Annotated in this window: 22 protein-coding genes and 1 pseudogene; 10 read left to right on the top strand and 13 right to left on the bottom strand. The window is 54.6% G+C overall.

The genetic code is table 11. From position 1 onward, the window contains the following. The first annotated feature begins 11 nt into the window (after nucleotides 1–11). The gene (mgtS, locus tag H7R58_RS11250; protein WP_146145744.1) at nucleotides 12–107 is read left to right on the top strand and encodes a protein MgtS; all 96 of its coding nucleotides are present in this window, start codon (nucleotides 12–14) and stop codon (nucleotides 105–107) included. Between the two features lie 167 nt (nucleotides 108–274). On the opposite strand, the gene H7R58_RS11245 is transcribed toward mgtS, so the two are convergent. Further along, nucleotides 275–445, bottom strand: coding sequence for a hypothetical protein (locus H7R58_RS11245; protein WP_181358056.1), 171 nt, complete (start codon nucleotides 443–445; stop codon nucleotides 275–277). Nucleotides 446–788: 343 nt separating this feature from the next. After that, nucleotides 789–2,840: a peptidyl-dipeptidase Dcp gene (gene dcp / locus H7R58_RS11240; RefSeq protein ID WP_182928940.1), complete on the bottom strand. Its 2,052-nt coding sequence runs from the start codon at nucleotides 2,838–2,840 to the stop codon at nucleotides 789–791. Between the two features lie 198 nt (nucleotides 2,841–3,038). Between dcp and ydfG the strand changes: the two genes are divergently transcribed. Both ydfG and H7R58_RS11230 read left to right on the top strand, forming a co-directional pair. Next, on the top strand, nucleotides 3,039–3,788 hold the full coding sequence (ydfG, locus tag H7R58_RS11235) for a bifunctional NADP-dependent 3-hydroxy acid dehydrogenase/3-hydroxypropionate dehydrogenase YdfG (RefSeq protein WP_106930602.1): 750 nt from the start codon (nucleotides 3,039–3,041) through the stop codon (nucleotides 3,786–3,788). Nucleotides 3,789–3,879: 91 nt separating this feature from the next. Further along, nucleotides 3,880–4,566 carry a GntR family transcriptional regulator gene (locus H7R58_RS11230; protein WP_106930600.1) on the top strand — a complete coding sequence of 229 codons (687 nt, stop codon included), beginning with the start codon at nucleotides 3,880–3,882 and terminating at the stop codon, nucleotides 4,564–4,566. Between the two features lie 33 nt (nucleotides 4,567–4,599). Here the strand turns inward: H7R58_RS11230 and H7R58_RS11225 are convergent, their stop codons facing one another. The 6 genes from H7R58_RS11225 to H7R58_RS11200 all read right to left on the bottom strand — a co-directional run bounded on the left by H7R58_RS11225 (nucleotide 4,600) and on the right by H7R58_RS11200 (nucleotide 11,621). Next, nucleotides 4,600–5,028, bottom strand: a complete 429-nt coding sequence (locus H7R58_RS11225) for a universal stress protein (protein ID WP_106930598.1) — start codon at nucleotides 5,026–5,028, stop codon at nucleotides 4,600–4,602. A 217-nt stretch (nucleotides 5,029–5,245) separates the two neighbouring features. After that, nucleotides 5,246–6,706 carry a mannitol dehydrogenase family protein gene (locus H7R58_RS11220; RefSeq protein ID WP_106930596.1) on the bottom strand — a complete coding sequence of 487 codons (1,461 nt, stop codon included), beginning with the start codon at nucleotides 6,704–6,706 and terminating at the stop codon, nucleotides 5,246–5,248. 170 nt (nucleotides 6,707–6,876) lie between these two features. Beyond that, entirely contained in the window at nucleotides 6,877–8,418 is a 1,542-nt protein-coding gene (locus tag H7R58_RS11215) for an MFS transporter (protein ID WP_182928941.1), read from the bottom strand. A 26-nt stretch (nucleotides 8,419–8,444) separates the two neighbouring features. Then, on the bottom strand, nucleotides 8,445–9,851 hold the full coding sequence (gene uxaC, locus H7R58_RS11210; protein WP_182928942.1) for a glucuronate isomerase: 1,407 nt from the start codon (nucleotides 9,849–9,851) through the stop codon (nucleotides 8,445–8,447). Nucleotides 9,852–9,898: 47 nt separating this feature from the next. Further along, on the bottom strand, nucleotides 9,899–11,113 hold the full coding sequence (manD, locus tag H7R58_RS11205; RefSeq protein WP_106930590.1) for a D-mannonate dehydratase ManD: 1,215 nt from the start codon (nucleotides 11,111–11,113) through the stop codon (nucleotides 9,899–9,901). Between the two features lie 181 nt (nucleotides 11,114–11,294). Further along, on the bottom strand, nucleotides 11,295–11,621 hold the full coding sequence (locus tag H7R58_RS11200) for a YnfA family protein (RefSeq protein ID WP_106930666.1): 327 nt from the start codon (nucleotides 11,619–11,621) through the stop codon (nucleotides 11,295–11,297). A 150-nt stretch (nucleotides 11,622–11,771) separates the two neighbouring features. Here H7R58_RS11200 and H7R58_RS11195 point away from each other — a divergent pair, with 150 nt between their 5' ends. Beyond that, nucleotides 11,772–12,113 carry a DUF1283 family protein gene (locus H7R58_RS11195; protein WP_106930588.1) on the top strand — a complete coding sequence of 114 codons (342 nt, stop codon included), beginning with the start codon at nucleotides 11,772–11,774 and terminating at the stop codon, nucleotides 12,111–12,113. A gap of 196 nt (nucleotides 12,114–12,309) precedes the next feature. Here H7R58_RS11195 and H7R58_RS11190 read toward each other — a convergent pair whose 3' ends face one another. Further along, the gene (locus H7R58_RS11190) at nucleotides 12,310–13,020 is read right to left on the bottom strand and encodes a YnfC family lipoprotein (RefSeq protein ID WP_106930586.1); all 711 of its coding nucleotides are present in this window, start codon (nucleotides 13,018–13,020) and stop codon (nucleotides 12,310–12,312) included. 104 nt (nucleotides 13,021–13,124) lie between these two features. Between H7R58_RS11190 and H7R58_RS11185 the strand changes: the two genes are divergently transcribed. Beyond that, complete coding sequence (locus tag H7R58_RS11185; RefSeq protein ID WP_106930584.1) at nucleotides 13,125–13,379, top strand: DUF1161 domain-containing protein; 255 nt, start codon at nucleotides 13,125–13,127, stop codon at nucleotides 13,377–13,379. A gap of 33 nt (nucleotides 13,380–13,412) precedes the next feature. Here the strand turns inward: H7R58_RS11185 and H7R58_RS11180 are convergent, their stop codons facing one another. Then, the gene (locus H7R58_RS11180; protein WP_106930582.1) at nucleotides 13,413–13,814 is read right to left on the bottom strand and encodes a dTDP-glucose pyrophosphorylase; all 402 of its coding nucleotides are present in this window, start codon (nucleotides 13,812–13,814) and stop codon (nucleotides 13,413–13,415) included. A gap of 245 nt (nucleotides 13,815–14,059) precedes the next feature. Between H7R58_RS11180 and ynfE the strand changes: the two are divergent. The 5 genes and pseudogenes from ynfE (at nucleotide 14,060) to clcB (ending at nucleotide 19,953) form a co-directional block, all read left to right on the top strand. Beyond that, a pseudogene (gene ynfE, locus H7R58_RS11175) lies at nucleotides 14,060–16,494 on the top strand (selenate/tellurate reductase subunit YnfE). Nucleotides 16,495–16,504: 10 nt separating this feature from the next. After that, nucleotides 16,505–17,122 carry a DMSO/selenate family reductase complex B subunit gene (locus H7R58_RS11170; RefSeq protein WP_182928944.1) on the top strand — a complete coding sequence of 206 codons (618 nt, stop codon included), beginning with the start codon at nucleotides 16,505–16,507 and terminating at the stop codon, nucleotides 17,120–17,122. A 1-nt stretch (nucleotide 17,123) separates the two neighbouring features. After that, complete coding sequence (locus H7R58_RS11165; protein ID WP_182928945.1) at nucleotides 17,124–17,981, top strand: DmsC/YnfH family molybdoenzyme membrane anchor subunit; 858 nt, start codon at nucleotides 17,124–17,126, stop codon at nucleotides 17,979–17,981. Nucleotides 17,982–18,029: 48 nt separating this feature from the next. Beyond that, nucleotides 18,030–18,644 carry a Tat proofreading chaperone DmsD gene (gene dmsD, locus H7R58_RS11160; RefSeq protein ID WP_182928946.1) on the top strand — a complete coding sequence of 205 codons (615 nt, stop codon included), beginning with the start codon at nucleotides 18,030–18,032 and terminating at the stop codon, nucleotides 18,642–18,644. Between the two features lie 13 nt (nucleotides 18,645–18,657). Continuing rightward, nucleotides 18,658–19,953, top strand: a complete 1,296-nt coding sequence (gene clcB, locus H7R58_RS11155) for a voltage-gated ClC-type chloride channel ClcB (protein ID WP_182934729.1) — start codon at nucleotides 18,658–18,660, stop codon at nucleotides 19,951–19,953. Here the strand turns inward: clcB and bioD are convergent. From bioD to H7R58_RS11140, 3 genes are all read right to left on the bottom strand, one after another. Beyond that, nucleotides 19,906–20,601, bottom strand: a complete 696-nt coding sequence (gene bioD / locus H7R58_RS11150; RefSeq protein ID WP_106929064.1) for a dethiobiotin synthase — start codon at nucleotides 20,599–20,601, stop codon at nucleotides 19,906–19,908. The genes clcB and bioD overlap by 48 nt on opposite strands. A gap of 131 nt (nucleotides 20,602–20,732) precedes the next feature. Then, nucleotides 20,733–21,950 carry a sugar metabolism global transcriptional regulator Mlc gene (mlc, locus tag H7R58_RS11145; protein ID WP_182934728.1) on the bottom strand — a complete coding sequence of 406 codons (1,218 nt, stop codon included), beginning with the start codon at nucleotides 21,948–21,950 and terminating at the stop codon, nucleotides 20,733–20,735. 118 nt (nucleotides 21,951–22,068) lie between these two features. Continuing rightward, nucleotides 22,069–22,977 (bottom strand): LysR family transcriptional regulator, encoded by a 909-nt coding sequence (locus tag H7R58_RS11140; protein WP_106929068.1) that lies wholly within the window; start codon nucleotides 22,975–22,977, stop codon nucleotides 22,069–22,071. Nucleotides 22,978–23,039: the final 62 nt, after the last annotated feature.

The following is a 23,039-nucleotide window of genomic DNA, read 5'->3' as shown; positions in this document are numbered from 1 at the left end:
AGGAGGTCATCATGCTGGATAATATGCACGTGTTTCTGGTTGCAATGGGGCTTATTCTGTTTTCCGGTTTTCTGACTGCCTATTTTAGCGGGAAATGGAACGATTAACGACAACCGAAATAAGCCTGTAGCATATCGCGCATAAAAAAACCGCCAGGAAACTGGCGGTATAAATGCTTGCATGGATAGATTTTTACTTCTCCAGTTCCCCATCCGTCCTGAATGAAGAAACCGTTGCTGTAAAGGGATCTTATCACTGCTTTATTCAACTAATGCTAAACGGCCAACGCATTATTTAAGGCGGTGTGTTTCCACGCCTTCTTGCTCTGGCAGCCGGCCCGCCGGCCCGCCCACAATCTGCCGGAACGCGACTCCTGTAAGTCCTGATGCTCAGGACGGGTAGACCAGATGGATTCGCGACGAGCGTTACGCTGGGATTTTTTCATTATTGCCTCCGGGCAGATTGTCGATATTAAATCCATTAACTCAACGATTTACGCAGACATGTTAGCAAGCTGAATGGCGAGTTATTTCAACAACTGCACGTATTTGTAAAGAGCCTGTGAGCCAGCGCACCTCTCTGCGCCAAGAGGTGATACCCTACCGAAAATTTCAGGTTGCGTAATTGTTATCACCACGTAAAATCACAGCAGTTGCCTTCGCTCCAGGAATGGCAGCAACAATGCTCTATTTATTGTGGTACTTAACCCGCCAGCCCTGTGTGCGGGTTTTTTTTCGTTTTTTACGCTCGTCCGGAATATCTAAACAGCCGGACGAGCGGTGCGAGTATTAATCCGTTTCGCTTAAACCACGATTTTTCAGCATCGGCGCAATGCGCGGATCGTGTCCCCGCCAGCAACGATACAGTTTTTCTAAATCGCTGCTGTTACCGCGCGATAAAATAGCATCGCGAAAACGTTGACCGTTCTCGCGATTTAAACCGCCGCGCTCGACGAACCATTGATAACCATCATCGGCCAGCATTTGCGTCCACAGATAGGCATAATAACCCGCCGCGTAGCCGCCGCCGAAAATATGCGAAAAATAGCTGCTGCGGTAACGCGGAGGAACGGCAGCAAGATCGATACGCTCGCGCTGTAGCGCCTGGGCTTCGAACTCGTCTACGCTCTCAGGCAATGAATTTGCCGACAGGCTGTGCCAGTTCATGTCCAGCAGCGCCGCGCTGAGCAGTTCGCTCATATCGTAGCCTTTATTGAAGTTCGCTGCGCGGAACAGGCTATCTCGCAACGTTTCCGGCATCGGCTCACCGGTTTCGTAATGACGCGCATAGTGGGCAAACACCTCCGGATGGCTCGCCCAGTGCTCGTTTATTTGCGATGGAAACTCAACAAAATCGCGTGGCGTATTGGTGCCGGATAACGTCGCATAACGCTGATTCGCAAACAGGCCGTGCAGCGCGTGGCCGAACTCATGGAATAGCGTAATGGTATCATCCCACGAGATCAGCGCGCTTTTTCCGGCAGCCGGTTTCGGGTAATTGCACACGTTGTAGATAACCGGACGCGTGCCCAGCAGCGTTGACTGCGGGACGAAGTTGTCCATCCACGCCCCGCCGCTTTTGCTGTCTCGGGCAAAGAAGTCGCCATAGAACAGCGCCATTCCCTCGCCATCGGCATCAAAAATCTCCCACACGCGCACGTCGGGATGGTAAACCGGCAGATCGAAGCGCTCGATAAAACGAATGCCAAACAGCTGGCTGGCAGCCCAGAACACGCCATCAATCAGCACACGCTCCAGCGCCAGGAAAGGCTTAATTTGTGCTTCATCTATCGCGTATTTTTCGCGCCTGACCTGTTCGGAATAATACAGCCAGTCCCAGGCCTGTGCGCTGAAGGGCGCATCACCGTTATCAATCAGCGCCTGAATATCGGCCAGTTCACTTTCAGCGCGAGCGCGGGCCGCCGGGGTAATTTCGCGCATGAACTCAAACGCCGCCTGCGGCGTTTTTGCCATCTGGTCAGCCATGCTCCAGCTGGCATAATCGGCATAGCCAAGCAGCTCGGCCTGACGCGCGCGGATGGCGACCAGTTTGAGAATGCGTTCACGCGTATCGTTATCGTCGCCGCGCTGATTGCGCTGCCAGGCCGCATTAAAGAGTTTTTCACGGGTTTCCCGAACACGCAGACTCGCCAGCACGGGCTGCTGAGTGGTGTTCACCAGCGGAATCAACCAGCGTCCCGCCAACCCGCGTTCCGCGGCCGCAGCGGCGGCCGTGGCAATCTCATCTGCACTTAAGCCGGCTAACGCCGCTTCGCTGTCCACCACCAGTCCACCGTTTTTAGCGGCACCGAGAAGGCACTGGTGAAACTGGCTGCTCAGCGTGGCGGCTTCGGTATTCAGCGTTTTCAGCTCTGCCTTTTGCGTTTCACCCAGCATCGCACCGGCCTGGATAAAACGGGCGTAAATCACCTCAACCAGACGGTGAGACTCGCTATCCAACCCCAGCGATTCACGCTGCGCCCAGACGGACTGGATACGCTTAAATAGCGCATCGTTAAGATAAATATCGTTCGCCAGTCCGGCCAACTCGGCAGAAAACGCTTCATCCAGCCGCTGAATGGTCTCATTGCTGTTTGCGGCGGCCATGGCAAAGAACACGGCGGTGACGCGCGCCAGCATCTCGCCGCTTTTTTCCAGCGCCACGAAGGTATTGTCGAACGTTGCCGGCTCAGGGTTATGTGCGATGTCGGCAACCTCCTGACGTTTGCGCTTCAGCGCTTCATCAAAAGCCGGACGATAGTGCTCATCGTTAATCATATCGAACGGCGGCGCCTGATACGGTAAGGTGCTGCTGGCAAAAAAGGGATTCATGGCCGACATGGTGTACTCCTTAACAAAACGGTTAACCGTAGCAGAATAAACAAAACGGCGCGGGGCTGCCCGCTTATCTCAACATTCCCGCATTTTTCTTCCTCGCGGGTTATCGCCTTTCTTTCAGTAAAGCGCAGGGCCGTGATAGTTATGCCCCAGGCGTTCTGCTATCGTAATGTGACAGTTAAACGTTGAAGGAACAGAGAAATGATCGTACTGGTAACCGGAGCAACGGCAGGATTTGGCGAAAGCATAACCCGCCGTTTTATTGCCAACGGGCATAAAGTCATCGCCACAGGCCGTCGTAACGAACGTTTAAAAGCACTCAAAGATGAGCTGGGCGACAGCATCCTGACCGTGCAGCTTGACGTGCGCAACCGCGCGGCGATTGAAGAAACCATTGCTAACCTGCCGGCAGCGTGGCGCGAGATTGATATTCTGGTCAATAACGCCGGGCTGGCGCTGGGTCTGGAGCCCGCACACCGTGCCAGCGTTGACGATTGGGAAGATATGATCGACACCAACAACAAAGGCCTGGTGTATATGACCCGCGCGGTACTGCCGGGCATGGTAGAACGCAATCGCGGCCATATTATTAACATTGGTTCCACCGCCGGTAGCTGGCCTTATGCCGGTGGCAACGTCTACGGCGCCACCAAAGCCTTTGTGCGCCAGTTCAGCCTTAATCTGCGTACCGATCTGCATGGTACCGCCGTTCGCGTCACGGATATTGAGCCAGGGCTGGTCGGCGGAACCGAGTTTTCCAACGTTCGCTTCAAGGGTGACGATGCGAAGGCCGGAAAAACCTACGAAAATGCCAATGCCCTGACGCCAGAAGACGTTACCGAGGCGGTCTGGTGGGTCGCGACGCTGCCAAAACACGTCAATATTAATACCGTAGAAATGATGCCGGTCAGCCAGACCTACGCGGGTCTGAGCGTTCATCGCGAAAGTTAGCATTTAATCCCAGCCCGCCCCCCGGTCGGGCTGGGCTCGGCGGCAAAAAGAGCGTAAAATAGCTGCTTAATCAGCTGATAAGAACGACTCAATGGCCGCCGAAACCCAACTGAACCCAACACAGCCCGTCAACCAACAGATTTATCGCATTCTGCGTCGCGATATTGTGCACTGCCTCATTCCGCCAGGCACCCCGTTGTCGGAGAAAGAGGTATCTCTGCGCTTTGACGTTTCGCGTCAGCCGGTGCGCGAGGCCTTTATTAAGCTGGCTGAAAACGGACTTATCCAGATTCGTCCGCAACGCGGCAGTTACGTGAATAAAATTTCGCTTTCTCAGGTTCGTAACGGCTGCTTCGTGCGCCAGGCGATTGAGTGTGCGGTCGCGCGCCGTGCAGCAACCATGATTAACGATGCGCAAACCTATCAGCTCGAGCAAAATCTGCATCAGCAGCGAATGGCGATTGAGCGCCAGCAGCTCAATGATTTCTTCCTGCTCGACGATGAATTCCACCAGCTGCTGTCGAATATTGCCGATTGCCAGCTCGCCTGGGACACGATTGAAAATATCAAAGCGGCGATTGACCGGGTCCGTTATATGAGCCTCGATCATATTTCATCACCCGAAATGCTGCTGCGCCAGCATCACGAAATTTTCAGCGCGCTGGAACAGCGGGATGCCGATGCGGTTGAGAAAGCCATGACTCTGCATCTTCAGGAAATTAGCGAGTCGGTGCTGTTAATTCGTCAGGAAAATCGCGACTGGTTTAGCGAAGAGTAATAAAAAAGGCCTTCATTGCTGAAGGCCTTTTTTTTATCGAATAACCATCGTCGGTATATTTGCGTAACGCAAAATTGATTCTGCGTTAGACCCCAGCAGATGGGTGGTCATGCCGCGCTGGCGCGAGCCAATGACAATCGCGTCGTACTCGCCGGTTTTGCTTAACGCGATCACTTCATCGCGAATATTACCAAAGCGAACTTCGGTGTGCAGTCGCGACTCTGGAATATCAAACAGCCGCTGCAGGCTCTTCATCTTCTTTGCCGATTCCATCTGCATGAAATCTTCAAATTTTTTAATATCTGACGCGAATCCGCGTAATATTGAACGGTTACTGTTCGGCAATACGTTTAATAACGTAATTTCACCAAACTCCCCCGCCAGATACGCGGCATGTCGAATTGCTTTGTCGCTCAAATCCATTTCGAAAATATCTACAGGCATGAGAATTTTTTTGTACATAGCCCGAGCTCCTTATTTCAGAGAATCCATTTTTGTTTCGCTATAACCATGACACAAGCAGGACTTTCTACATAGCATTAATTCACCAAAATGATAGTTTCAGCATGAAAATAATCGTCCATTATTTCAAGCGAGATGAATTAACTTAAAGAAGTGTAATGCGGAGGAAAAACAGGCAAGAAAATGCCGCCAGGGCTGGCGGCATTATAGGGTGTCATTAACGCGCAGCAAACTCGGCGACGGTCGCCTTCGCGCCTTTGCTCACCAGCGACAGGTAGGCCTGGGTCACCAGATCCACGAATTTGCCTTCCTGCGGCAGATCGTGACCGAAGATGGCTTCGATAGCCAGCAGTGCTTTCACGCGGGATTCGCCCTCTTCGCTCTGCTGGACCGCCGCCTGAATGACCGGCAGCAGCGGATCGCAGACTTCAATGGCGTTACCCTGTTCATCTACTCCACCCACATAACGCATCCAGCCAGCCACGCCCAGCGCCAGCAGCGCAAAGCTGCTGTTATCCGCCAGGTGCCAGCGTACGGAGTCCAGCATACGCTGAGGCAGCTTCTGGCTACCGTCCATGGCAATCTGCCAGGTGCGATGACGCAGCGCAGGGTTGGTGTAACGAGCGATAAGCAGGTCGGCATAGCGCGCCAGGTCAACGTTCTGCACTTTCAGGGTCGGAGCCTGCTCTTTCAGCATCAGATCGTGCGCAGCGCGGCGATAATTTTCATCGCCCATGCAGTCGTTAATGTGCTGATAGCCCGCCAGGTAGCCCAGATAAGCCAGGAACGAGTGGCTGCCGTTAAGCATACGCAGCTTCATCTCTTCAAACGGGATCACGTCGCTGACCAGCTCAGCGCCCGCTTTTTCCCAAGCCGGGCGGCCCGCGACAAAGTTATCTTCGATAACCCACTGACGGAACGGCTCACAGGCCACACCCGCCGGATCGCGTACGCCAGTCAGCTGTTCAATTTTATCCAACGTTTCCGGCGTCACGGCCGGTACGATACGGTCAACCATTGTGGACGGGAACGTCACATGGGACTCGATCCAATCGGCCAGACCCGCATCCACGGCGCGCGCATACGCGCACACGACGTTGCGCATCACGTGACCGTTTTCCGGCATATTGTCGCAAGACATAACGCTGAACGCCGGCAGACCCGCCGCTTTACGACGTGCCAGCGCTTCAACCACCACGCCCGGCGCTGATTTAGGCTGATGCGGGTTTTGCAGGTCAGCCGCGATAAGCGGATGATCGAGCATCAGTTGGCCGGTGGCCGGAGAGTGGCAGTAGCCTTTCTCAGTGATCGTCAGGGAGACAATCGCCACCTGCGGTTCACACATTTTTGCCAGCACGGTTTCCAGACCATCAACCTGGGCGTGCAGCGCTTCTTTGACCACGCCCACCACGCGGGCAGTCCATGCATCCGCGGACATTTCCGCCACGGTGTATAAATTGTCCTGATGATTCAGGTCGGCAATCTGCTGCTCACCGCCGATCAGGTTAACTTCGGTATACCCCCAATCGCTGCCGTGCTCAGCGGCAAGGATATCGGCATAAACAGCCTGATGTGCGCGGTGGAATGCGCCGAAGCCCAGGTGCACAATACGTGGCACCAGTTTGCTGCGATCGTAGGTCGGGAGAGTCGCCTTCGCGGTTAATAGCATATTCTGCATCTTTTTTACTCACTGTAGAGAATGTTGATTGCCATACTAGATTAACGAGTTCATCAAGCGAGATTTTGATTTGCATTAATTTATTGGCGATTGGTATGACATGATTTTCAAGCTGTGTGACAGCATCAGCAAAAGTCAGCGGCCGTTGCTGATGCTGTCACGGCGGGCGGTTAGTTTACGCGCGCTGGGCGGCGGTATGTGCTGTCGGTTTTCTGCGGCACATTCCAAAGGTCGTCATAGGAATAGCCGGTCAGGTCTTCCACAATATGCCGCGTTTCCGGCGTCACATCTTGTTTTGCCCCATTCGCCTTCAGACGTTCAACTTCATCAACGAAAATCTTATGCGTGCGTTTATTCAGGCGGAACGTCACCGCCTGCCACAATGCGATGACCAGCAAACCGGCGGTACCGATAAACAGCAGCATGGCAATGGTATTGACCGCACTCTCCGGCTGCACCTGGCTGCCCTTGACGAAGCCCCCTTCCTGCAGCATCACGCCGACGATGAACGTCGCAATCGCAACGGTCGTTTTACGCGAGAACGTCATGACCGCAGCGAACAGCCCTTCACGGCGCTGACGGGTGATCATTTCATCAATATCCGGGATAAACGGGAACACGTTCCACGGCGTAAATTCCAGCACGCAGCGGCCAACCTGATACAGCGCGGCCAGTACGACCAGAATCGTCACCTTATTGTCAGTCGGGAACTGGTAAACCATAAACAGCCCGGCCAGGCATAGCATCATCAGGGTATAGGCAAAAACGTACAGTCGTGACGGCCCGAACTTAATGATTGCCACCCCCGCCAGCAGCGTGACCGGCAGGCCGACGATACTCATCGACAGCAGCGTGCCGGACAGCGATGGCGACACGTTCAGGCAATATACACAGAAGAAAACAAAGACCGTGTTATAGACATCTTTTGCCGTAAAGGAGAACAAATAGATAGCCAGATGTTTACGGAAAGCGCGAACTTTCAGCGTCGAGTAATACTCTTTGAACAGTTTGCCCGTGGCGGCTACTTTCGCTGCAAAGGTGGTCGGCTGATAATCTTTTTCCAGCTCGGCCAGCATTTCCGGCGTGAGTTCACGCTCCCAGGTGACTTTCCAGGAGATGAAGACGCAGAACATAAACAGCACTGCAAATACAACGCCATTAATAAAATAAGCGTTTGGATCGTGCTCGCCAAAGTGGCTAATCAGCAGGCCAGGAATAAAGGTCGCCAGGAAAGTACCGGAAGCCGACAGGAACATCCGGCAGGTCGAGAGCTTAGTACGCGAGTTAAAATCTTTGGTCATCTCCGACGGCAGCGTCTCCCACGGGATCAGCACCATTGCCGCAATAATTTCAAAGGCAAGATACACGGCGAGGTAGAACCAGAAGCTCATCCCGGTAATCCACAGCAGAATGTACACCAGCATCAGCGGTGCGCCGATCAGTAAGAAGAAACGGCGGCGGCCAAAGCGTTTGCCTAAGCGGTTTTTATAGAAATGGTCGGTGAAACTGCCCATAAACAGGCTGACGATAGCATCAACGATACGAGCAATCGCTACAATTGAAGCGGCTTCAACCGGCGACAAACCGACAAAGGTGGTATAAAAGAATAAAAGCCAGGCGCCAATAACGGTAAACGCACCGCCCCCCATAATATCTGTTAAGCCATAACCAATGCTGACTGGAATTGTTATTTTTCTATTAGTACGAGACATGTTCTACCCTCATGTAAGGAAGGACGTTAGAATCTAAAATAGTTCACTGCATTATCGTGACAAATATTCTTAACCATCCGCGTTAATATCCTCTCATCATCAGGAATTTCACCACGGTCAACCCAACTACCTATTAAATTACAAAGAATACGCCGGAAATAATCGTGACGAGGATAAGACACCAGGCTACGTGAATCCGTCAACATGCCAACGAAGTGCATTAATAAACCCTGATCGGCCAGGCTATTCAGCTGGTTTTCCATTCCCCGGCGTGTATCGTTAAACCACCAGCCGGAACCAAACTGCATCGGAGATTTGACACCGTCATCCGCCGACTGGAAATTAGCGATAGTTGTCGCAACAATATCGTTATAACTGGCGTTCAGATTATAAATTATGGTCTTCGGCAGACCGCTATTCTGCGCCATCGCATCCAGCAGGCGATTGAGACCCGAGGCCAGATGATGCTGGTCGGCAATGGAATCAAACCCGGTGTTAATGCCAAGCTGCGCATGCATTTTGCCGTTATTGTTGCGAATAGCGCCAAAATGCAGCTGCATCGCCCAGCCGCGCTGTTTATACTCTTTCGCCAGCATCACCAGCATAGCGCTATTGAGTTGTACGGTTTCCCGCTCGCTTAGCAGCATACCGCGGCATTTCTGGCTAAAAAGCGTATTAATCGTTTCCGCATCGGCAGCAAGATACGCAATGCTGACCGGCCCGTGGTCGGAGATGCGACAGCCCACTTCGTGAAACACCTCAATACGCTGCGCCATCGCAATGGCAAAATCGTTAAAGGAGCGAATCGACTGTCCGGTAGCCAGCGCGAGCTTGTCAATAAAGCGGCAAAATGCCTGGGAATCTTCGGTAAAAATATCATCCGGGCGGAACGTAGGCAGTACCCTGGTCGTGAAACTCGGGTCCTGCTGTAGCCGTCGATGATATTCCAGCGTATCCAGCGGCGCATCGGTGGTGCAAATAACTTCAACGTTGGAGCGAGAAATTAAATTACGTGGTTTAAAATCATCGCCGGAAATTAAACTATTACAATGCTGCATAATTTCCTGCCAGTTATCACTAGACAGCATTTCATTACAGGAAAAATACTGACTTAACTCTAAATGCGTCCAGTGATATAACGGATTACCAAAAGCGGCTTCGACGGTTTCCGCATAGGCCTTAATTTTTTCCTCCGGCGTGGCATCACCGGTTATATACTTCTCGGCAATTCCATTTGCGCGCATCGCTCGCCATTTATAGTGGTCACCAGCCAACCACAGCTGGGTGATATTTTCGAAATTTTTATTTTCGTAGATTTCTTTTGCATCAAGGTGACAGTGATAGTCGATGATCGGTAATTTTGCAGCAACGTCTTTATATAACCGAACACCGACTTCACTATCGATCATGAAACGATCGTTAATGAAGTCCATGTTTATTCTCTTGTTAAGATAAAGCTTACTTTACTGATTACGGGGGATTACCAGTTCCAAAGCGTGCCGTCTTCAAGACGAGCTACCGGTAAATATGCAGGGTCATACGGATATTTTGCCGCCAGTTTTTCATCAAACTCGATGCCTAAACCGGGTTTATCACCTGGGTGCATATAGCCGTTATCGAAGGTCCAACTGTGCGGGAAGACTTCCAGCATCTGCTCGGAGTAGCCCATATATTCCTGCACGCCAAAGTTGGGTACCCACAGATCGAAGTGCAGCGCCGCGGCCATACACACCGGAGAAAGATCGGACGGGCCGTGTGAGCCGGTACGCACCTGGTAAAGCGAGGCAAAATCGGCGATGCGGCGCATACCGGTGATGCCTCCCGCGTGGGTAATCGTGGTGCGGATGTAGTCGATAAGCTGCTCTTCGATCAGCTGCTTGCAATCCCAGATGCTATTAAAGACTTCACCTACCGCAATCGGCGTCACGGTGTGCTGGCGAATCAGACGGAAGCACTCCTGGTTCTCCGCTGGCGTTGGGTCTTCCATCCAGAACAGACGGTAATCTTCAACGCTCTTACCAAAGCGTGCGGCCTCAATTGGCGTCAGGCGGTGGTGCATGTCATGCAGCAGATGTTCGTTAAAGCCAAACTGGTTACGAACGGCATCAAACAGCTTCGGCGTAAAGTCGAGGTATTTTTCCGTTGACCACAGCTGTTCCTCCGGCCACAGACCCTTGGTCGCCGGTTCGTATGCCTGCCCTTTTCCTTTTGCCATCCCGTAGGTGGTTTTCATGCCCGGTACGCCGCACTGAACGCGTATGGCCTTGAAGCCCATCTCTTTATGACGTGCATAATCTTCCAGCACTTCATCAATCGTGTGGCCGGTGGTGTGACAGTAAACCATGACCCCTTCGCGTGACGCCCCGCCCAGCAGTTGATACAGCGGCATACCGGCCGCTTTGGCTTTAATATCCCACAGCGCCATATCCACGGCGGAGATAGCCGACATGGTCACCGGGCCACGACGCCAGTACGCGCCTTTATAAAAGAACTGCCAGATATCTTCGATGCGGTGCGCGTCGCGCCCCACCAGCTGCGGGCAAAGGTGATCTTTTAAATAAGATGCCACGGACAGCTCGCGGCCATTCAGCGTCGCATCGCCGTAGCCAATTAATCCGCTGTCGGTAGTAATTTTCAGCGTGACAAAGTTACGACCCGGACAGGTTACAAAAACCTCAGCACCCACAATTTTCATCTTCAATCCTTACATCTCATCGGTTAGTGCGAAAAATTTACGCCCTGAACTACTACCATACAAGTATAGAGATCAAAAATTACCGAGAAGGATCACAAAAAAAAGGGGAATGCGTGCTGAAGAAGGCATGACAAGTCACACCCGTTATGTCGAAAACTGATGGTCACGCGCGACGATAGCACTACGCTCTGCCCCAGCCGGCAACGATGATCAGCATGCCGCACAGCGCAACCGCCGCGCCAAGCCAATCGTACAGGGTCAGTTTTTCCCCTTCCACGACCCGCAGCCACAAGAGTGCGGTGAAGATATACACCCCACCGTAGGCGGCGTAGACGCGCCCACTGGCCGCCGGATGCAGCGTCAACAGCCAGACGAACAGCGCAAGCGACAGCGCGGCAGGCAGCAGCAGTAACGGCGTAGCGCCACGCTTAAGCCAAAGCCATGGCAGGTAGCAGCCGATAATTTCACACAGCGCGGTAGCAAAAAAAAGCAGCGAAGTTTTGAGCATCATGACGGATCGATAAACTAAGAATGGCGCCATCATACGGATAAATCATGACGAATCGACCACATGATTTTCGCGGGTATGCCAGCCAGAAGAGATGTAGTAGACTGCTCAACAGGAGCCATCGTTTTTATCACGTTAAAGGAACCCAAAATGAAAATTACACTTAGCAAACGCCTGTGCCTGACGGCAATGCTGACGCTGGGTGCCGTCGTGTACACCGCTTGCGCATCGGCTGAAACCAGCAAACTGATTATTGAATCCGGCGATAGCGCACAGAGCCGTCAGAATGCAGCGATGGACAAGGAGCAGTGGAACGATACGCGCCAGCTGCGCCAGAAAGTGAACAAACGCGCGGAAAAAGAGTGGGACAAAGCCGACGTGGCGTTTGACGCTCGCGATAAATGCCTGCAAAGCCCGAACGTCAATGCCTACTGGGAACCCAACACCCTACGCTGCCTTGATCGCTCAACGGGCCGCACCCTGCATCCATAAAAAAGCGCCGTGGCAGTAATGCTTGCCAGTTAAGGCGTTGACTTCAGAAGTCAGGAGCAGGGGCAGGAACGGTAGGCCGGATAAGGCGTTTGCGCTGCCATCCGGCAATCAGCGTGCAGTATGCCGGATGGCGCTTTGCTTATCCGGCCTACGTATTCAGCATTACGCCGTGGGCGTCTTTTTCCTTTCACGGCGGCTAGTAGTATTCAATCGTATTTTTGATCGTATAGCGCTGGGTCGTCGCAGGTTTGACGCTCTCATCAACGATCGTTAAATCACAGCTCACCGGGTTGTCATGGCCATCGTAATCGCAACGCTGGATCACGTTGCCGACCGGCTGTTTGTCCAGCAGGCTGACCGAGGTATAGTCAAGCTTCTTACGACTGTCCTGTGACGGGGTGGCCACAATCGACAGCGTTTTATTCTTCGTCGTTGACGTTTTCCCCAGCGGGTAGCCTTCCGCATCATAGCGATAGTCGACCTCACTCTCTTTGCCCTGTGCTTTCACCACAAAACCGTTATCGTCCGTTTCCCACGAAACGCCCGCCGACGGAAACTCGGCCAGCTGACATTTGCCCTGCAAACGCACGCGTTTTTCGCGCGTGACGCCGTCGAGATAATAGTTCGCGTCCAGCACCAGCAGCGCGCCGGTGTCATCCTCAATATTGTGAAACTCCAGCATATCGAAGCACCCCTCACGCGAAAGCTGTGCGCTAACGCGTTTCGACACTTCGCCCTTCTCGTTGAGCAGCGTCTGGCTGAAATCCTTCACCGGCCCGCGCAGCGGATCAAAATCAAATTCGTTAGAAAAACTGGCCATTTCCGGCGTGAATGCCGCGGGAGCGCCGGGTTTATCGCAACCGCTGAGCAGGGTCAGCGCTGACGCCAGTAATAATAATTTCTTCACACCGCCATCCTGTTTCGGGAGTTTTCTCAATCATATTAGGAAATACAATTGTTTACACTAGCACTGCTATACTTTTTGCGAGTCTAAAGATAAAGGAGCCGACCATGAGATCTTCACGCTGGTTACTGGCACTTCTGTTAGCAGGCGCGATGCCCGCGCTCGCGGCAGTACCGGAGTCCTGCGAGCGCGTTCGTAGTGACATTCAGCAGAAAATTGAGCAAAACGGCGTAGCACAAGACGCGTTCAGTCTCGATATCGTCCCCAATGACCAGGCCGACCAGCCGGGGGCACAGGTGGTAGGCCACTGCGCCAACGACACCTTCAAAATTCTCTACACCCGCACCGATAACGCTCAGTAACCCCCTGCCGCCTTCGCCCGGAGGCGGCTCGCTTTATCCGCCCTGCTCAACGGTAAACTCAAGCGCTACGCCAATCAGCACGGCATCACGCAGTGAATGATCGTCAGACAGCGCGTCGAGATCTCCCTGAAAACGCAGCTTCTGCGTAGTCGTATTGATAGTCAGGCGCGAATGCAAACAGGGCAGCGACTGCGAGGTGATGGGATACACCACCCGACCGGAAACCAGCACCGGGATCTTGCGCAACGCCGTCGTTTGCAGCACGCCAACCGTCGAATAAAGCACCGCCAGCGGCGTCACCGCGATCACCGGTTTATCGGTGACGCTAATGAAATCGAGCAAAATTTCGGGGCGCAAAAAATTCAGCCCCTTATGCGGAACGGTGACCGTCTCAATCGCGGGCATCGGGATAACGTGGGTAGCAATATCGTGCATAGGGGAGGTTCCATCAGCATCAGAGTTTCGCATTGCCGGAGGGCCCGAAATGCGCTTTTTTTGTTGTGAAACAATTATGCATAGCCCCTCGAATACTGGCAAATATCGTTACGCAATTCCTTTACGCCGTTCCGTTGAGTTTTGACCACGGTTAATACTTGTATACCACTTAGCGGGTAGGATGACGCTCCATTAGCGTGTTTCTAATTGCACGATGTAATCATTAAATAATAATGGAGTGAGCAATGTCCGATCAGGAAAAGCCCGGGGGGCTAAGTCGACGCACCCTCATTAAATCGTCAGCGATTGGTTCGCTGGCCCTCGCCGCCGGTGGTCTATCGCTGCCTTTCTCCCAGCGAGCAACGGCAGCGGCCGTGCAGCAGGCGCGCGGTAAAGACGATAAAGTGGTCTGGGGCGCTTGCTCCGTTAACTGCGGCAGCCGCTGTGCGCTGCGGCTGCACGTGAAAGATAACGAAGTCTACTGGGTTGAAACCGACAACACCGGCGAAGATCGCTATGGCGATCACCAGGTGCGCGCCTGTCTGCGCGGTCGCTCCATTCGTCGGCGAATCAACCATCCCGATCGCCTCAACTACCCGATGAAACGTGTCGGCAAGCGCGGCGAAGGTAAATTTGCGCGTATCAGCTGGCAGGAAGCGCTGGACACCATTGCCGACAACCTGAAGCGCGTGGTGAAAGATTACGGCAATGAAGCGGTTTACATTAACTACTCTTCCGGCATCGTCGGCGGCAACATTACCCGCTCTTCACCGTCCGGTTCGGCCGTCATGCGTCTGATGAATTGCTACGGCGGCTCGCTCAACCAGTACGGAACCTACAGTACCGCGCAAATCGCCTGCGCCATGCCGTATACCTACGGCAGCAATGACGGCAACAGCACCTCTGATATCGAAAACAGCAAGCTGGTGGTGATGTTCGGCAACAATCCGGCGGAAACGCGCATGAGCGGCGGCGGCATTACGTATTATCTTGAACAGGCGCGGGAACGCTCAAATGCGCGCATGATCGTTATCGATCCACGCTATACCGACACGGCCGCCGGGCGCGAAGATGAATGGATCCCTATCCGCCCCGGCACCGATGCCGCATTGGTTGCCGGTATTGCATGGGTATTGATTGACGAAAACCTCGTCGATCAGCCGTTCCTCGACAAATACTGCGTCGGTTACGACGAAAAAACGCTGCCGGAAGGCGCACCGGCCAACGGACACTACAAAGCCTATATTCTCGGCCAGGGCGACGACGGTATCGCGAAAACGCCACAGTGGGCATCGGGCATCACCGGGATTCCGGCCGACCGTATTATTAAACTGGCGCGTGAAATAGGCAGCGCGAAACCGGCGTACATTTGTCAGGGCTGGGGCCCGCAGCGTCAGGCCAACGGCGAACTTGCCGCCCGTGCGATTGCTATGCTGCCCATTCTGACCGGTAACGTCGGAATTAACGGCGGCAACAGCGGCGCGCGTGAATCGACCTACACCATTACCATCGAGCGCTTCCCTGTGCTGGAAAACCCGGTGAAAACCGCGATTTCCTGTTTTACATGGACCGATGCCATCGACCGCGGAGCAGAAATGACCGCCACCCGCGACGGCGTACGCGGTAAAGAGAAGCTGGATGTTCCCATCAAGTTCTTCTGGAACTATGCGGGCAACACCATCATTAACCAGCATTCGGACATCAACAAAACCCACGAAATTCTGCAGGACGAAAGTAAATGCGAAATGATCGTGGTGATTGAGAACTTTATGACCGCGTCGGCAAAATACGCCGACATTTTGCTGCCGGATCTGATGACCGTCGAGCAAGAAGACATCATTCCAAACGACTACGCGGGCAACATGGGCTACCTGATTTTCATCCAGCCCGCCACCGCGCCGAAGTTCGAACGTAAGCCAATTTACTGGATCCTTAGCGAAGTGGCTAAACGCTTGGGCGACGAGGTGCACCAGAAGTTTACCGAAGGTCGCACTCAGGAACAGTGGCTGCAATATCTGTATGCCAAAATGCGCGCAAAAGACGCGGCGCTACCGGGTTACGATGAGCTGAAAAAAATGGGCATCTATAAACGCAAAGATCCCAACGGCCACTTCGTGGCCTATCGCGATTTCCGTCAAGACCCGCAGGCGAATCCCCTGAAAACTCCATCGGGAAAAATTGAAATTTACTCCAGCCGTCTGGCCGATATTGCCGCGAAATGGCAGTTGGAAAAAGATGAAACTATCAGCCCGCTGCCGGTGTACGCCTCCACCTTTGAAGGCTGGGACGATCCGCTGCGCGACAAATTCCCGTTGCAGCTGTTTGGTTTCCACTTTAAGGCCCGCACCCACTCCAGCTACGGCAACGTGGATGTCTTAAAGCCGCCTGTCGCCAGGAAATTTGGCTCAACCCGATAGACGCGCAAAAACGCGGGATTCAGAACGGCGATATGGTTCGCGTATTCAACGAACGTGGTGAAGTGCGCATTGCAGCAAAAGTGACGCCGCGCATCATGCCCGGCGTGTCGGCCATGGGCCAGGGCGCATGGCACGACGCGAAGATGGATGGCGATCGCATTGACCACGGTTCCTGTATCAACACGCTGACCACCCACCGCCCTTCGCCGCTGGCGAAAGGCAACCCGCAGCATACCAACCTGGTTGAGATCGAGAAGGTATAAGGATTAGTCAATGAGCACGCAATACGGATTTTTCATCGACTCCGCCCGCTGTACCGGTTGTAAAACCTGCGAGCTGGCGTGTAAAGATTACAAAGACTTAACCCCGGACGTCAGCTTCCGCCGTATTTATGAATACGCCGGCGGCGACTGGCAGGAAGATAACGGCGTCTGGCATCAGAACGTTTTTGCCTACTACCTGTCCATCGCCTGTAACCACTGTGAAGATCCGGCCTGTACTAAAGTATGCCCGAGCGGCGCGATGCATAAACGAGAAGATGGCTTTGTGGTCGTCGACGAAGACGTCTGCATCGGCTGTCGCTACTGCCATATGGCCTGCCCGTACGGTGCCCCACAGTACAATGCGGCAAAAGGCCACATGACCAAGTGCGACGGCTGCCACGAACGCGTGGCGGAAGGCAAAAAACCGATCTGCGTCGAGTCCTGCCCGCTGCGCGCGCTGGACTTCGGGCCGATTGAAGCGCTTCGCCAGAAGCACGGGCAGTTGGCAGCCGTTGCGCCGCTGCCGTCGGCGCACTTTACCAAGCCGAGCATTGTGATTAAACCTAACGCCAATGCACGTCCGTGCGGCGATACCACTGGCTACCTGGCCAACCCGAAGGAGGTGTAAGATGGGCAACGGATGGCATGAATGGCCACTGGTGCTGTTTACGGTACTGGGGCAATGCGTGGCGGGCGCCATCATCGTGAGCGGGATGGGCTGGCTAGCGGCACACAGTGAAACCGACGATCGGCGACGCATCGTACGCAATATGTTCTTCCTGTGGGTGATAATGGGCATTGCCTTTTTTGCCTCGGTTTTGCACCTTGGTTCGCCGCTGCGGGCGTTCAATTCGCTCAACCGCATCGGCGCCTCCGCGCTCAGCAATGAAATCGCCAGCGGCTCGCTTTTCTTCGCCGTCGGCGGCTTCTGGTGGCTGTTTTCCGTACTGGGCAAAATACCGGAAACCCTGGGCCGTATCTGGCTGGTGATCGCCATGGCGCTGGGGCTGATATTTGTCTGGGCAATGACGCGCGTTTATCAGATAGATACGGTGCCAACCTGGTATAATGGCTATACGACGGCCACGTTCTTCTTAACCGTCATGCTAACCGGCCCGCTGTTTGCTGCCCTGCTGCTTAAGCTCTCGAAGGTGCCTTTTAACGGCAAGTTCTTTGCCGGTTTAAGCACGCTGGCCTTTCTGGCGAGCCTGGCCATTGTGGTAATGCAGACCAACGATCTGGGGTTTATTCACAGTTCAGTACAGCAGGCCAATGCGTTGCTCCCCGACTGGGGACTCTGGCAGGTCGTGCGCTTCGTGCTGCTGGCGGCGGGTCTGGGCTGCTGGTTATGCCCGCTGCTGCGCCGTGTACCGCCTCGGGCCGTCGGCCTGGCGCTCGGGCTGCTGCTGCTGATCGTGGGTGAACTGATCGGCCGTGGGCTGTTCTACGGCCTGCATATGACCGTCGGCATGGCGATTGCCGGATAAACTCTCGGCGCGGGACCTCTCCCGCGCCCTTTTAAGGAATTTGCAGTAATGAATGACGTTCAGCACAACGACGATTTAGCTTTCTCTGCTCGCGTACTGGGAGCACTGTTCTATTTCGCGCCGGATAGCGCACTCGCTGAGCCGCTGGTCGCCGCCTTACGCGACGGCGAGTGGGCCGGGCAATGGCCGTATCCGCTCGAAAACGCCGATGCGCTGTCCACCGCATTTGCCGCCCACAGCGATGAATCGCTGGCCGAGGCCTGGCAGCGGCTGTTTATCGGCCCATCGGCGTTACCGTCGCCGCCGTGGGGCTCCGTCTGGCTAGACCGGGAAAACGTGCTGTTTGGCGATTCCACGCTGGCGCTACGCCAGTGGATGCGTGAAAACGCGATCGCGTTCGACGTTGAACAAAACGAGCCGGAAGATCACTTTGGTACCCTGCTGATGCTGGCGGCATGGCTGGTTGAAAATGACCGACCAGAAGCCTGCGAGCAGCTGCTTGCCTGGCATCTGCTGCCGTGGGCTCCGCGCTTCCTCAAGGAGTTTGTCGAGAAAGCCAATCACCCCTTCTTCACCGCGCTGGGGCATCTCGCGCAGCATACTCTTACGCAGTGGCAGTCGCAGCTGCTGATCCCCGTCGCTGATAAAAAGCTCTATCGTTAAGCGTTTCAGCCTCATGCAGCGTCTTCATCATTATCCCGACATCAATGCGATGTTTCGCCGCCTTCTGCTCGCTTGCATCATTGGCGTTCTGGCGGCCCTGGCGGTCTCGGCGTTTCGCCATGCCATGCTGCTGTTGGAATGGCTGTTTTTAAGTAACGACAGCGGCAGCCTGGTGAACGCCGCCGAAGGGCTAAGCGGCTGGCGACGCCTGATTACCCCGGCGCTGGGCGGTCTGGCCGCCGGTACGCTGCTGTGGGGCTGGCAGCGCTATACGCGTCAGCGGCCCCATGCGCCCACCGACTATATGGAAGCACTGGAGAGCGATGAGGGCCGATTTGACGCCAGCTCCAGCCTGATCAAATCCACTGCCTCGCTATTGGTGGTTGCTAGCGGTAGCGCAATCGGCCGCGAAGGGGCAATGATACTGCTGGCCGCGCTGGCGGCATCGTTTTTTGCCCAGCGCTTTACGCCAAAAGCCGAATGGAAACTATGGATTGCCTGTGGTGCGGCCGCCGGGATGGCCAGTGCCTACCATGCGCCGTTGGCCGGGAGTCTGTTTATTGCCGAGATTCTGTTCGGCACGCTGATGCTCGCCTCTCTGGGGCCGGTCGTGATTGCGGCCGTGGTTGCCCTGCTCGCCAGTCAGCTACTCAATGGCGACGCCAGGCCGCTTTATCAGGTCGACGCGCTGCCTGCTCTCACTGCCGTTGACTATGGACTGATGCTTGCCGCCGGGTTGATCTGCGGCCTTGCCGGGCCGCTATTAATGTGGCTAATGGATACCACTCACCGCGGTTTTGTGGCGCTGAAGCTGTCGCCACCGTGGCAACTGGCGCTCGGTGGGCTTATCGTCGGTCTGCTGTCGCTACTGACCCCCGCCGTCTGGGGCAATGGCTACAGCGTGGTACAGGGTTTTCTGCTCACGCCACCGACCCTGGCCATCATGACGGGGATCTTCGTGTGTAAACTGCTCGCCATTCTCGCCAGCAGCGGCTCCGGCGCGCCCGGCGGGGTATTTACGCCCACGCTCTTTGTCGGACTGGCTATCGGGATTTTGTTTGCTCAGGCATGCAGCGCCGGATCCCCGGGAAACGAGAGCCTGCCGATACTGCTGGCGATGACCGGGATGGCCGCGCTGCTGGCGGCGACCACGCATGCGCCGATTATGTCAGCGCTGATGATTTGTGAAATGACCGGGCAGTATACGCTGCTGCCCGGTTTGCTGATGGCCTGCGAGCTGGCGTCGGTGCTGTCGCGTACCTTACGCCAGAATTCTATCTACCGTCAGCACGTTCCGGAGCATCGCTAAATCAACGTACTGGCTGAGTTCACGCTGTTCCGGGCGCGGCAGATACGGCAATTCGCCAATGAGCGGCGCCGGCAGTTTCTTGCTCAACACATCGATAATTTCCGCGTAGTGCGCCAGCCCAGGGTTGATACGGTTGGCAACCCATCCGATCAGCGGCAGGCCGTCATTAGCGATGGCCTGCGCCGTCAGCAGCGCATGATTGATGCACCCTTCCTGGATCCCCACCACCATCAGCACCGGCAGTTGCTCCTGCACGACCCATTCAGACAGCGGACGCAGATCGTTCATCAGGCTACGCCAGCCGCCCGTACCTTCAACCACCACGTTGTCCACCATGCCGCTGAGATTGGCCAGGCCGTCGGACAGCAGCGTGTAGTTGATTGGGCAACTGTGCGCCACGCTGCTTTCTTCTTCGCTCAGTGCGATAGGATTAATCGCTTCATAGGGCAGCGCCAACGACGAAACGCTTTGCAACACCAGCGCATCTTTGTTACGCAGCCCCTCGGCGGTTTCTTTGCTGCCTTTGGCTACCGGCTTATAACCTGCCACACGTTTCCCGCTGGCGGCGAGCGCCTGTAATAGCGCACGAGAAACCACCGTCTTACCGACAGAAGTATCAGTTCCAGTAATAAAGAAACGATTTAGCATCACTCACGAACCCCACAGGTATGCCGATAAAATATCAAGACAATGAATAATTCAACGGGGTGAAAGTTTACGTGATGCGCCAGGGGGTCGGATTGAGGTAGCGCAATTTTTTGCAAAACCGCGAAAAAATGTTAACCCTGTAACAGTCTGATCAGCAGCGTTCCGTTATACAGCGCATCTTTGACCAGCGCGGCACCGGCCATGGTGCCTCGGTTGGAGAACTGCGTTTGCTCCACGGAAATATGCTGGCTGTAGGCTGGCAACGACTGCTGGCGGATGCAGTCGCCAATGGCGGGGAAGAGAATGTCGGCCGCCTGGTTGAACGGCGAACCGATAAGAATTTTTTGCGGATTAAACAGATTCACCATGATTGCCAGTATGCGCCCGACGTTGGTACCAATACTGCTGATGATATCTTTGGCGAGCAAATCGCCCTGCTTTGCCGCCTGGCACAGCCAGTCGACGGTCAGCGGCTGTTGATGCAGCATCGAGCTCATCGACTGCTGCATTCGCACCTGGGTCAGCTCCAGCACGCTTTCCACGCTGGCAATGGTTTCCAGACAGCCGTGGTTGCCGCAGTAGCAACGCTTACCATACGGATCAACCTGGGTATGGCCGATTTCCACCAGGCTGCTGCTGCCTGCATGCAGCAAACGCCCATCGGTAATGACACCGGCACCTACGTTGTGATCGATGACCACCTGAATGACATCGCGCGCGCCGCGCGAAGCGCCGAACAGCGCTTCAGCCATGGTCCAGGCGCTGATGTCGTGCTGAATGTACACCGGCACGCCGGTGTGCGCTTCCAGCGTTTCACCCAACGGTATATCCTTCACATCGTAAAATGGCATGCGGTGAATAATGCCGTTTTCGGTATCGATAATACCCGGCAGCGTAATCGCAATCGCGGTTAACCGTTCAAGCAGCTTCTGATGGCGGATAAAAAATTGATCGATATGGCTCAGTACGCGGTTAAGGAAAGGCGTTTCGTCCTCCAGCGCCAGCTCGAGCAACTCTTCCACCACCAGTTTACTGCTCAAGTCGCGCAGCGCCAGATGGATATCACCACGGCTAATGCGCACGGACAGATAGTGCCAGGCTTCAGTTTCTACCATCAGCCCAACCGCCGGGCGGCCGCGGCTACCCGCTTCCTGAATTTCGGTTTCCTGTACCAGGTGAGCTTCCAGCAGTTCGCGTACAATCTTGGTAATACTGGCGGGGGCCAGTTGCGCAAGTCGGGAAAGGTCAATGCGTGACACCGGGCCGAGCTGATCAATGAGGCGATAGACCGCCCCCGCGTTGGTCTGCTTGATTTGATCGATATGGCCTGGCTGACTATCCGCTACCACCGTTAACTCCCTTATTTTCGCGCTTCGAAATAAACTTTGGGCTATGGTGAATGACTTCAATGGCTGTCGTCAAATATTTACTTAGCCTTGTGATTTACCGCACAATTTTTCACGCTTTTTATCGCTCAACGCTCAGCTTTGCTGCATTTATCAGCTGCTGTTTAAAACGTTCCGCCGCCTGGCTAAGCTCATGATGTTTTGACCACACCAGCCACATTTCCGATACCGCATCCACCTCAGTAATGGGTACCCAGCGCATTTCATTCAGCTGCACGCGGCTAAACGAGGCCGGCAGGATGGAAACGCCAAGTCCTGACGCCACGAGGCCGATAATGGTCATCGCTTCCCCAACCTCCTGAGCGATCGCCGGCGTCACGCCGTAGCGACGCATCAAGCCGAGAATATCGTCATACAGACCGGTCCCAACGTGAGGGTCAAAAAAAACGAACGGTTCTTTGCCCAGCTCAACCAGGCTGACCGAGGGTCGCTGAGCCAGCGGGTGGTCACGGTGGATCATCGCCAGCAGCGGCTCGCGCAGGATAATCTGCCAGTCGAGCGTGTCCGGCAGCTGCGTATTACGCATCAGACCCAGCTCAAGCGTCCCTTCAGTTAACGGCGCAATCTGTTCGCGCGTATTGGTTTCGCGAGTCTGAATGTGCACGTCCGGGTAGCGCTGTCGAAAGGCCGACAGCGTATCGGAAACGGCCTTGATAAATGGCGCAGAGGAGGTAAAGCCGATGTGCAGCTCGCCGGTTTCACCATGGTGCAGGCGGCTTGCGCGCGCGGCGGCTTCGTTGACCTGTAATAGGATCTGGCGGCTGTCGGCCAGAAACTGACGCCCGGCTTCCGTCAGGCTAACGCTGCGGTTAGTGCGGGCAAATAAACGGGCGCCCACCTGCTGTTCCAGGATCTGGATCTGCTGGCTCAGCGGGGGCTGCGAGATGTTCAGGCGGGCGGCGGCGCGGCCAAAATGCAGCTCTTCTGCGACAGCGATAAAATAACGTAAATGACGCAGCTCGATATTCATATTTAATACATATCAATTGAGATTATTAATATATTAGACAGAATATTTACATTTTCCTACTC

This window comes from Klebsiella sp. WP4-W18-ESBL-05 (assembly GCF_014169075.1).
Classification (GTDB): Bacteria; Pseudomonadota; Gammaproteobacteria; order Enterobacterales; family Enterobacteriaceae; genus Kluyvera; species Kluyvera ascorbata_B.
Note: the sequence above shows the minus strand (reverse complement) of the source record. Positions and strands in the feature narration are given on the sequence as shown.

Excerpts from the sequence above, each read along its gene's own strand:
- mgtS (WP_146145744.1), top strand. The coding sequence starts at position 12 with ATGCTGGATAATATGCACGTGTTTCTGGTTGCAATGGGGCTTATTCTG.
- H7R58_RS11245 (WP_181358056.1), bottom strand. The coding sequence starts at position 445 with ATGAAAAAATCCCAGCGTAACGCTCGTCGCGAATCCATCTGGTCTACC.
- dcp (WP_182928940.1), bottom strand. The coding sequence starts at position 2,840 with ATGTCGGCCATGAATCCCTTTTTTGCCAGCAGCACCTTACCGTATCAG.
- ydfG (WP_106930602.1), top strand. The coding sequence starts at position 3,039 with ATGATCGTACTGGTAACCGGAGCAACGGCAGGATTTGGCGAAAGCATA.
- H7R58_RS11230 (WP_106930600.1), top strand. The coding sequence starts at position 3,880 with ATGGCCGCCGAAACCCAACTGAACCCAACACAGCCCGTCAACCAACAG.
- H7R58_RS11225 (WP_106930598.1), bottom strand. The coding sequence starts at position 5,028 with ATGTACAAAAAAATTCTCATGCCTGTAGATATTTTCGAAATGGATTTG.
- H7R58_RS11220 (WP_106930596.1), bottom strand. The coding sequence starts at position 6,706 with ATGCAGAATATGCTATTAACCGCGAAGGCGACTCTCCCGACCTACGAT.
- H7R58_RS11215 (WP_182928941.1), bottom strand. The coding sequence starts at position 8,418 with ATGTCTCGTACTAATAGAAAAATAACAATTCCAGTCAGCATTGGTTAT.
- uxaC (WP_182928942.1), bottom strand. The coding sequence starts at position 9,851 with ATGGACTTCATTAACGATCGTTTCATGATCGATAGTGAAGTCGGTGTT.
- manD (WP_106930590.1), bottom strand. The coding sequence starts at position 11,113 with ATGAAAATTGTGGGTGCTGAGGTTTTTGTAACCTGTCCGGGTCGTAAC.
- H7R58_RS11200 (WP_106930666.1), bottom strand. The coding sequence starts at position 11,621 with ATGCTCAAAACTTCGCTGCTTTTTTTTGCTACCGCGCTGTGTGAAATT.
- H7R58_RS11195 (WP_106930588.1), top strand. The coding sequence starts at position 11,772 with ATGAAAATTACACTTAGCAAACGCCTGTGCCTGACGGCAATGCTGACG.
- H7R58_RS11185 (WP_106930584.1), top strand. The coding sequence starts at position 13,125 with ATGAGATCTTCACGCTGGTTACTGGCACTTCTGTTAGCAGGCGCGATG.
- H7R58_RS11180 (WP_106930582.1), bottom strand. The coding sequence starts at position 13,814 with ATGCACGATATTGCTACCCACGTTATCCCGATGCCCGCGATTGAGACG.
- H7R58_RS11170 (WP_182928944.1), top strand. The coding sequence starts at position 16,505 with ATGAGCACGCAATACGGATTTTTCATCGACTCCGCCCGCTGTACCGGT.
- H7R58_RS11165 (WP_182928945.1), top strand. The coding sequence starts at position 17,124 with ATGGGCAACGGATGGCATGAATGGCCACTGGTGCTGTTTACGGTACTG.
- dmsD (WP_182928946.1), top strand. The coding sequence starts at position 18,030 with ATGAATGACGTTCAGCACAACGACGATTTAGCTTTCTCTGCTCGCGTA.
- clcB (WP_182934729.1), top strand. The coding sequence starts at position 18,658 with ATGCAGCGTCTTCATCATTATCCCGACATCAATGCGATGTTTCGCCGC.
- bioD (WP_106929064.1), bottom strand. The coding sequence starts at position 20,601 with ATGCTAAATCGTTTCTTTATTACTGGAACTGATACTTCTGTCGGTAAG.
- H7R58_RS11140 (WP_106929068.1), bottom strand. The coding sequence starts at position 22,977 with ATGAATATCGAGCTGCGTCATTTACGTTATTTTATCGCTGTCGCAGAA.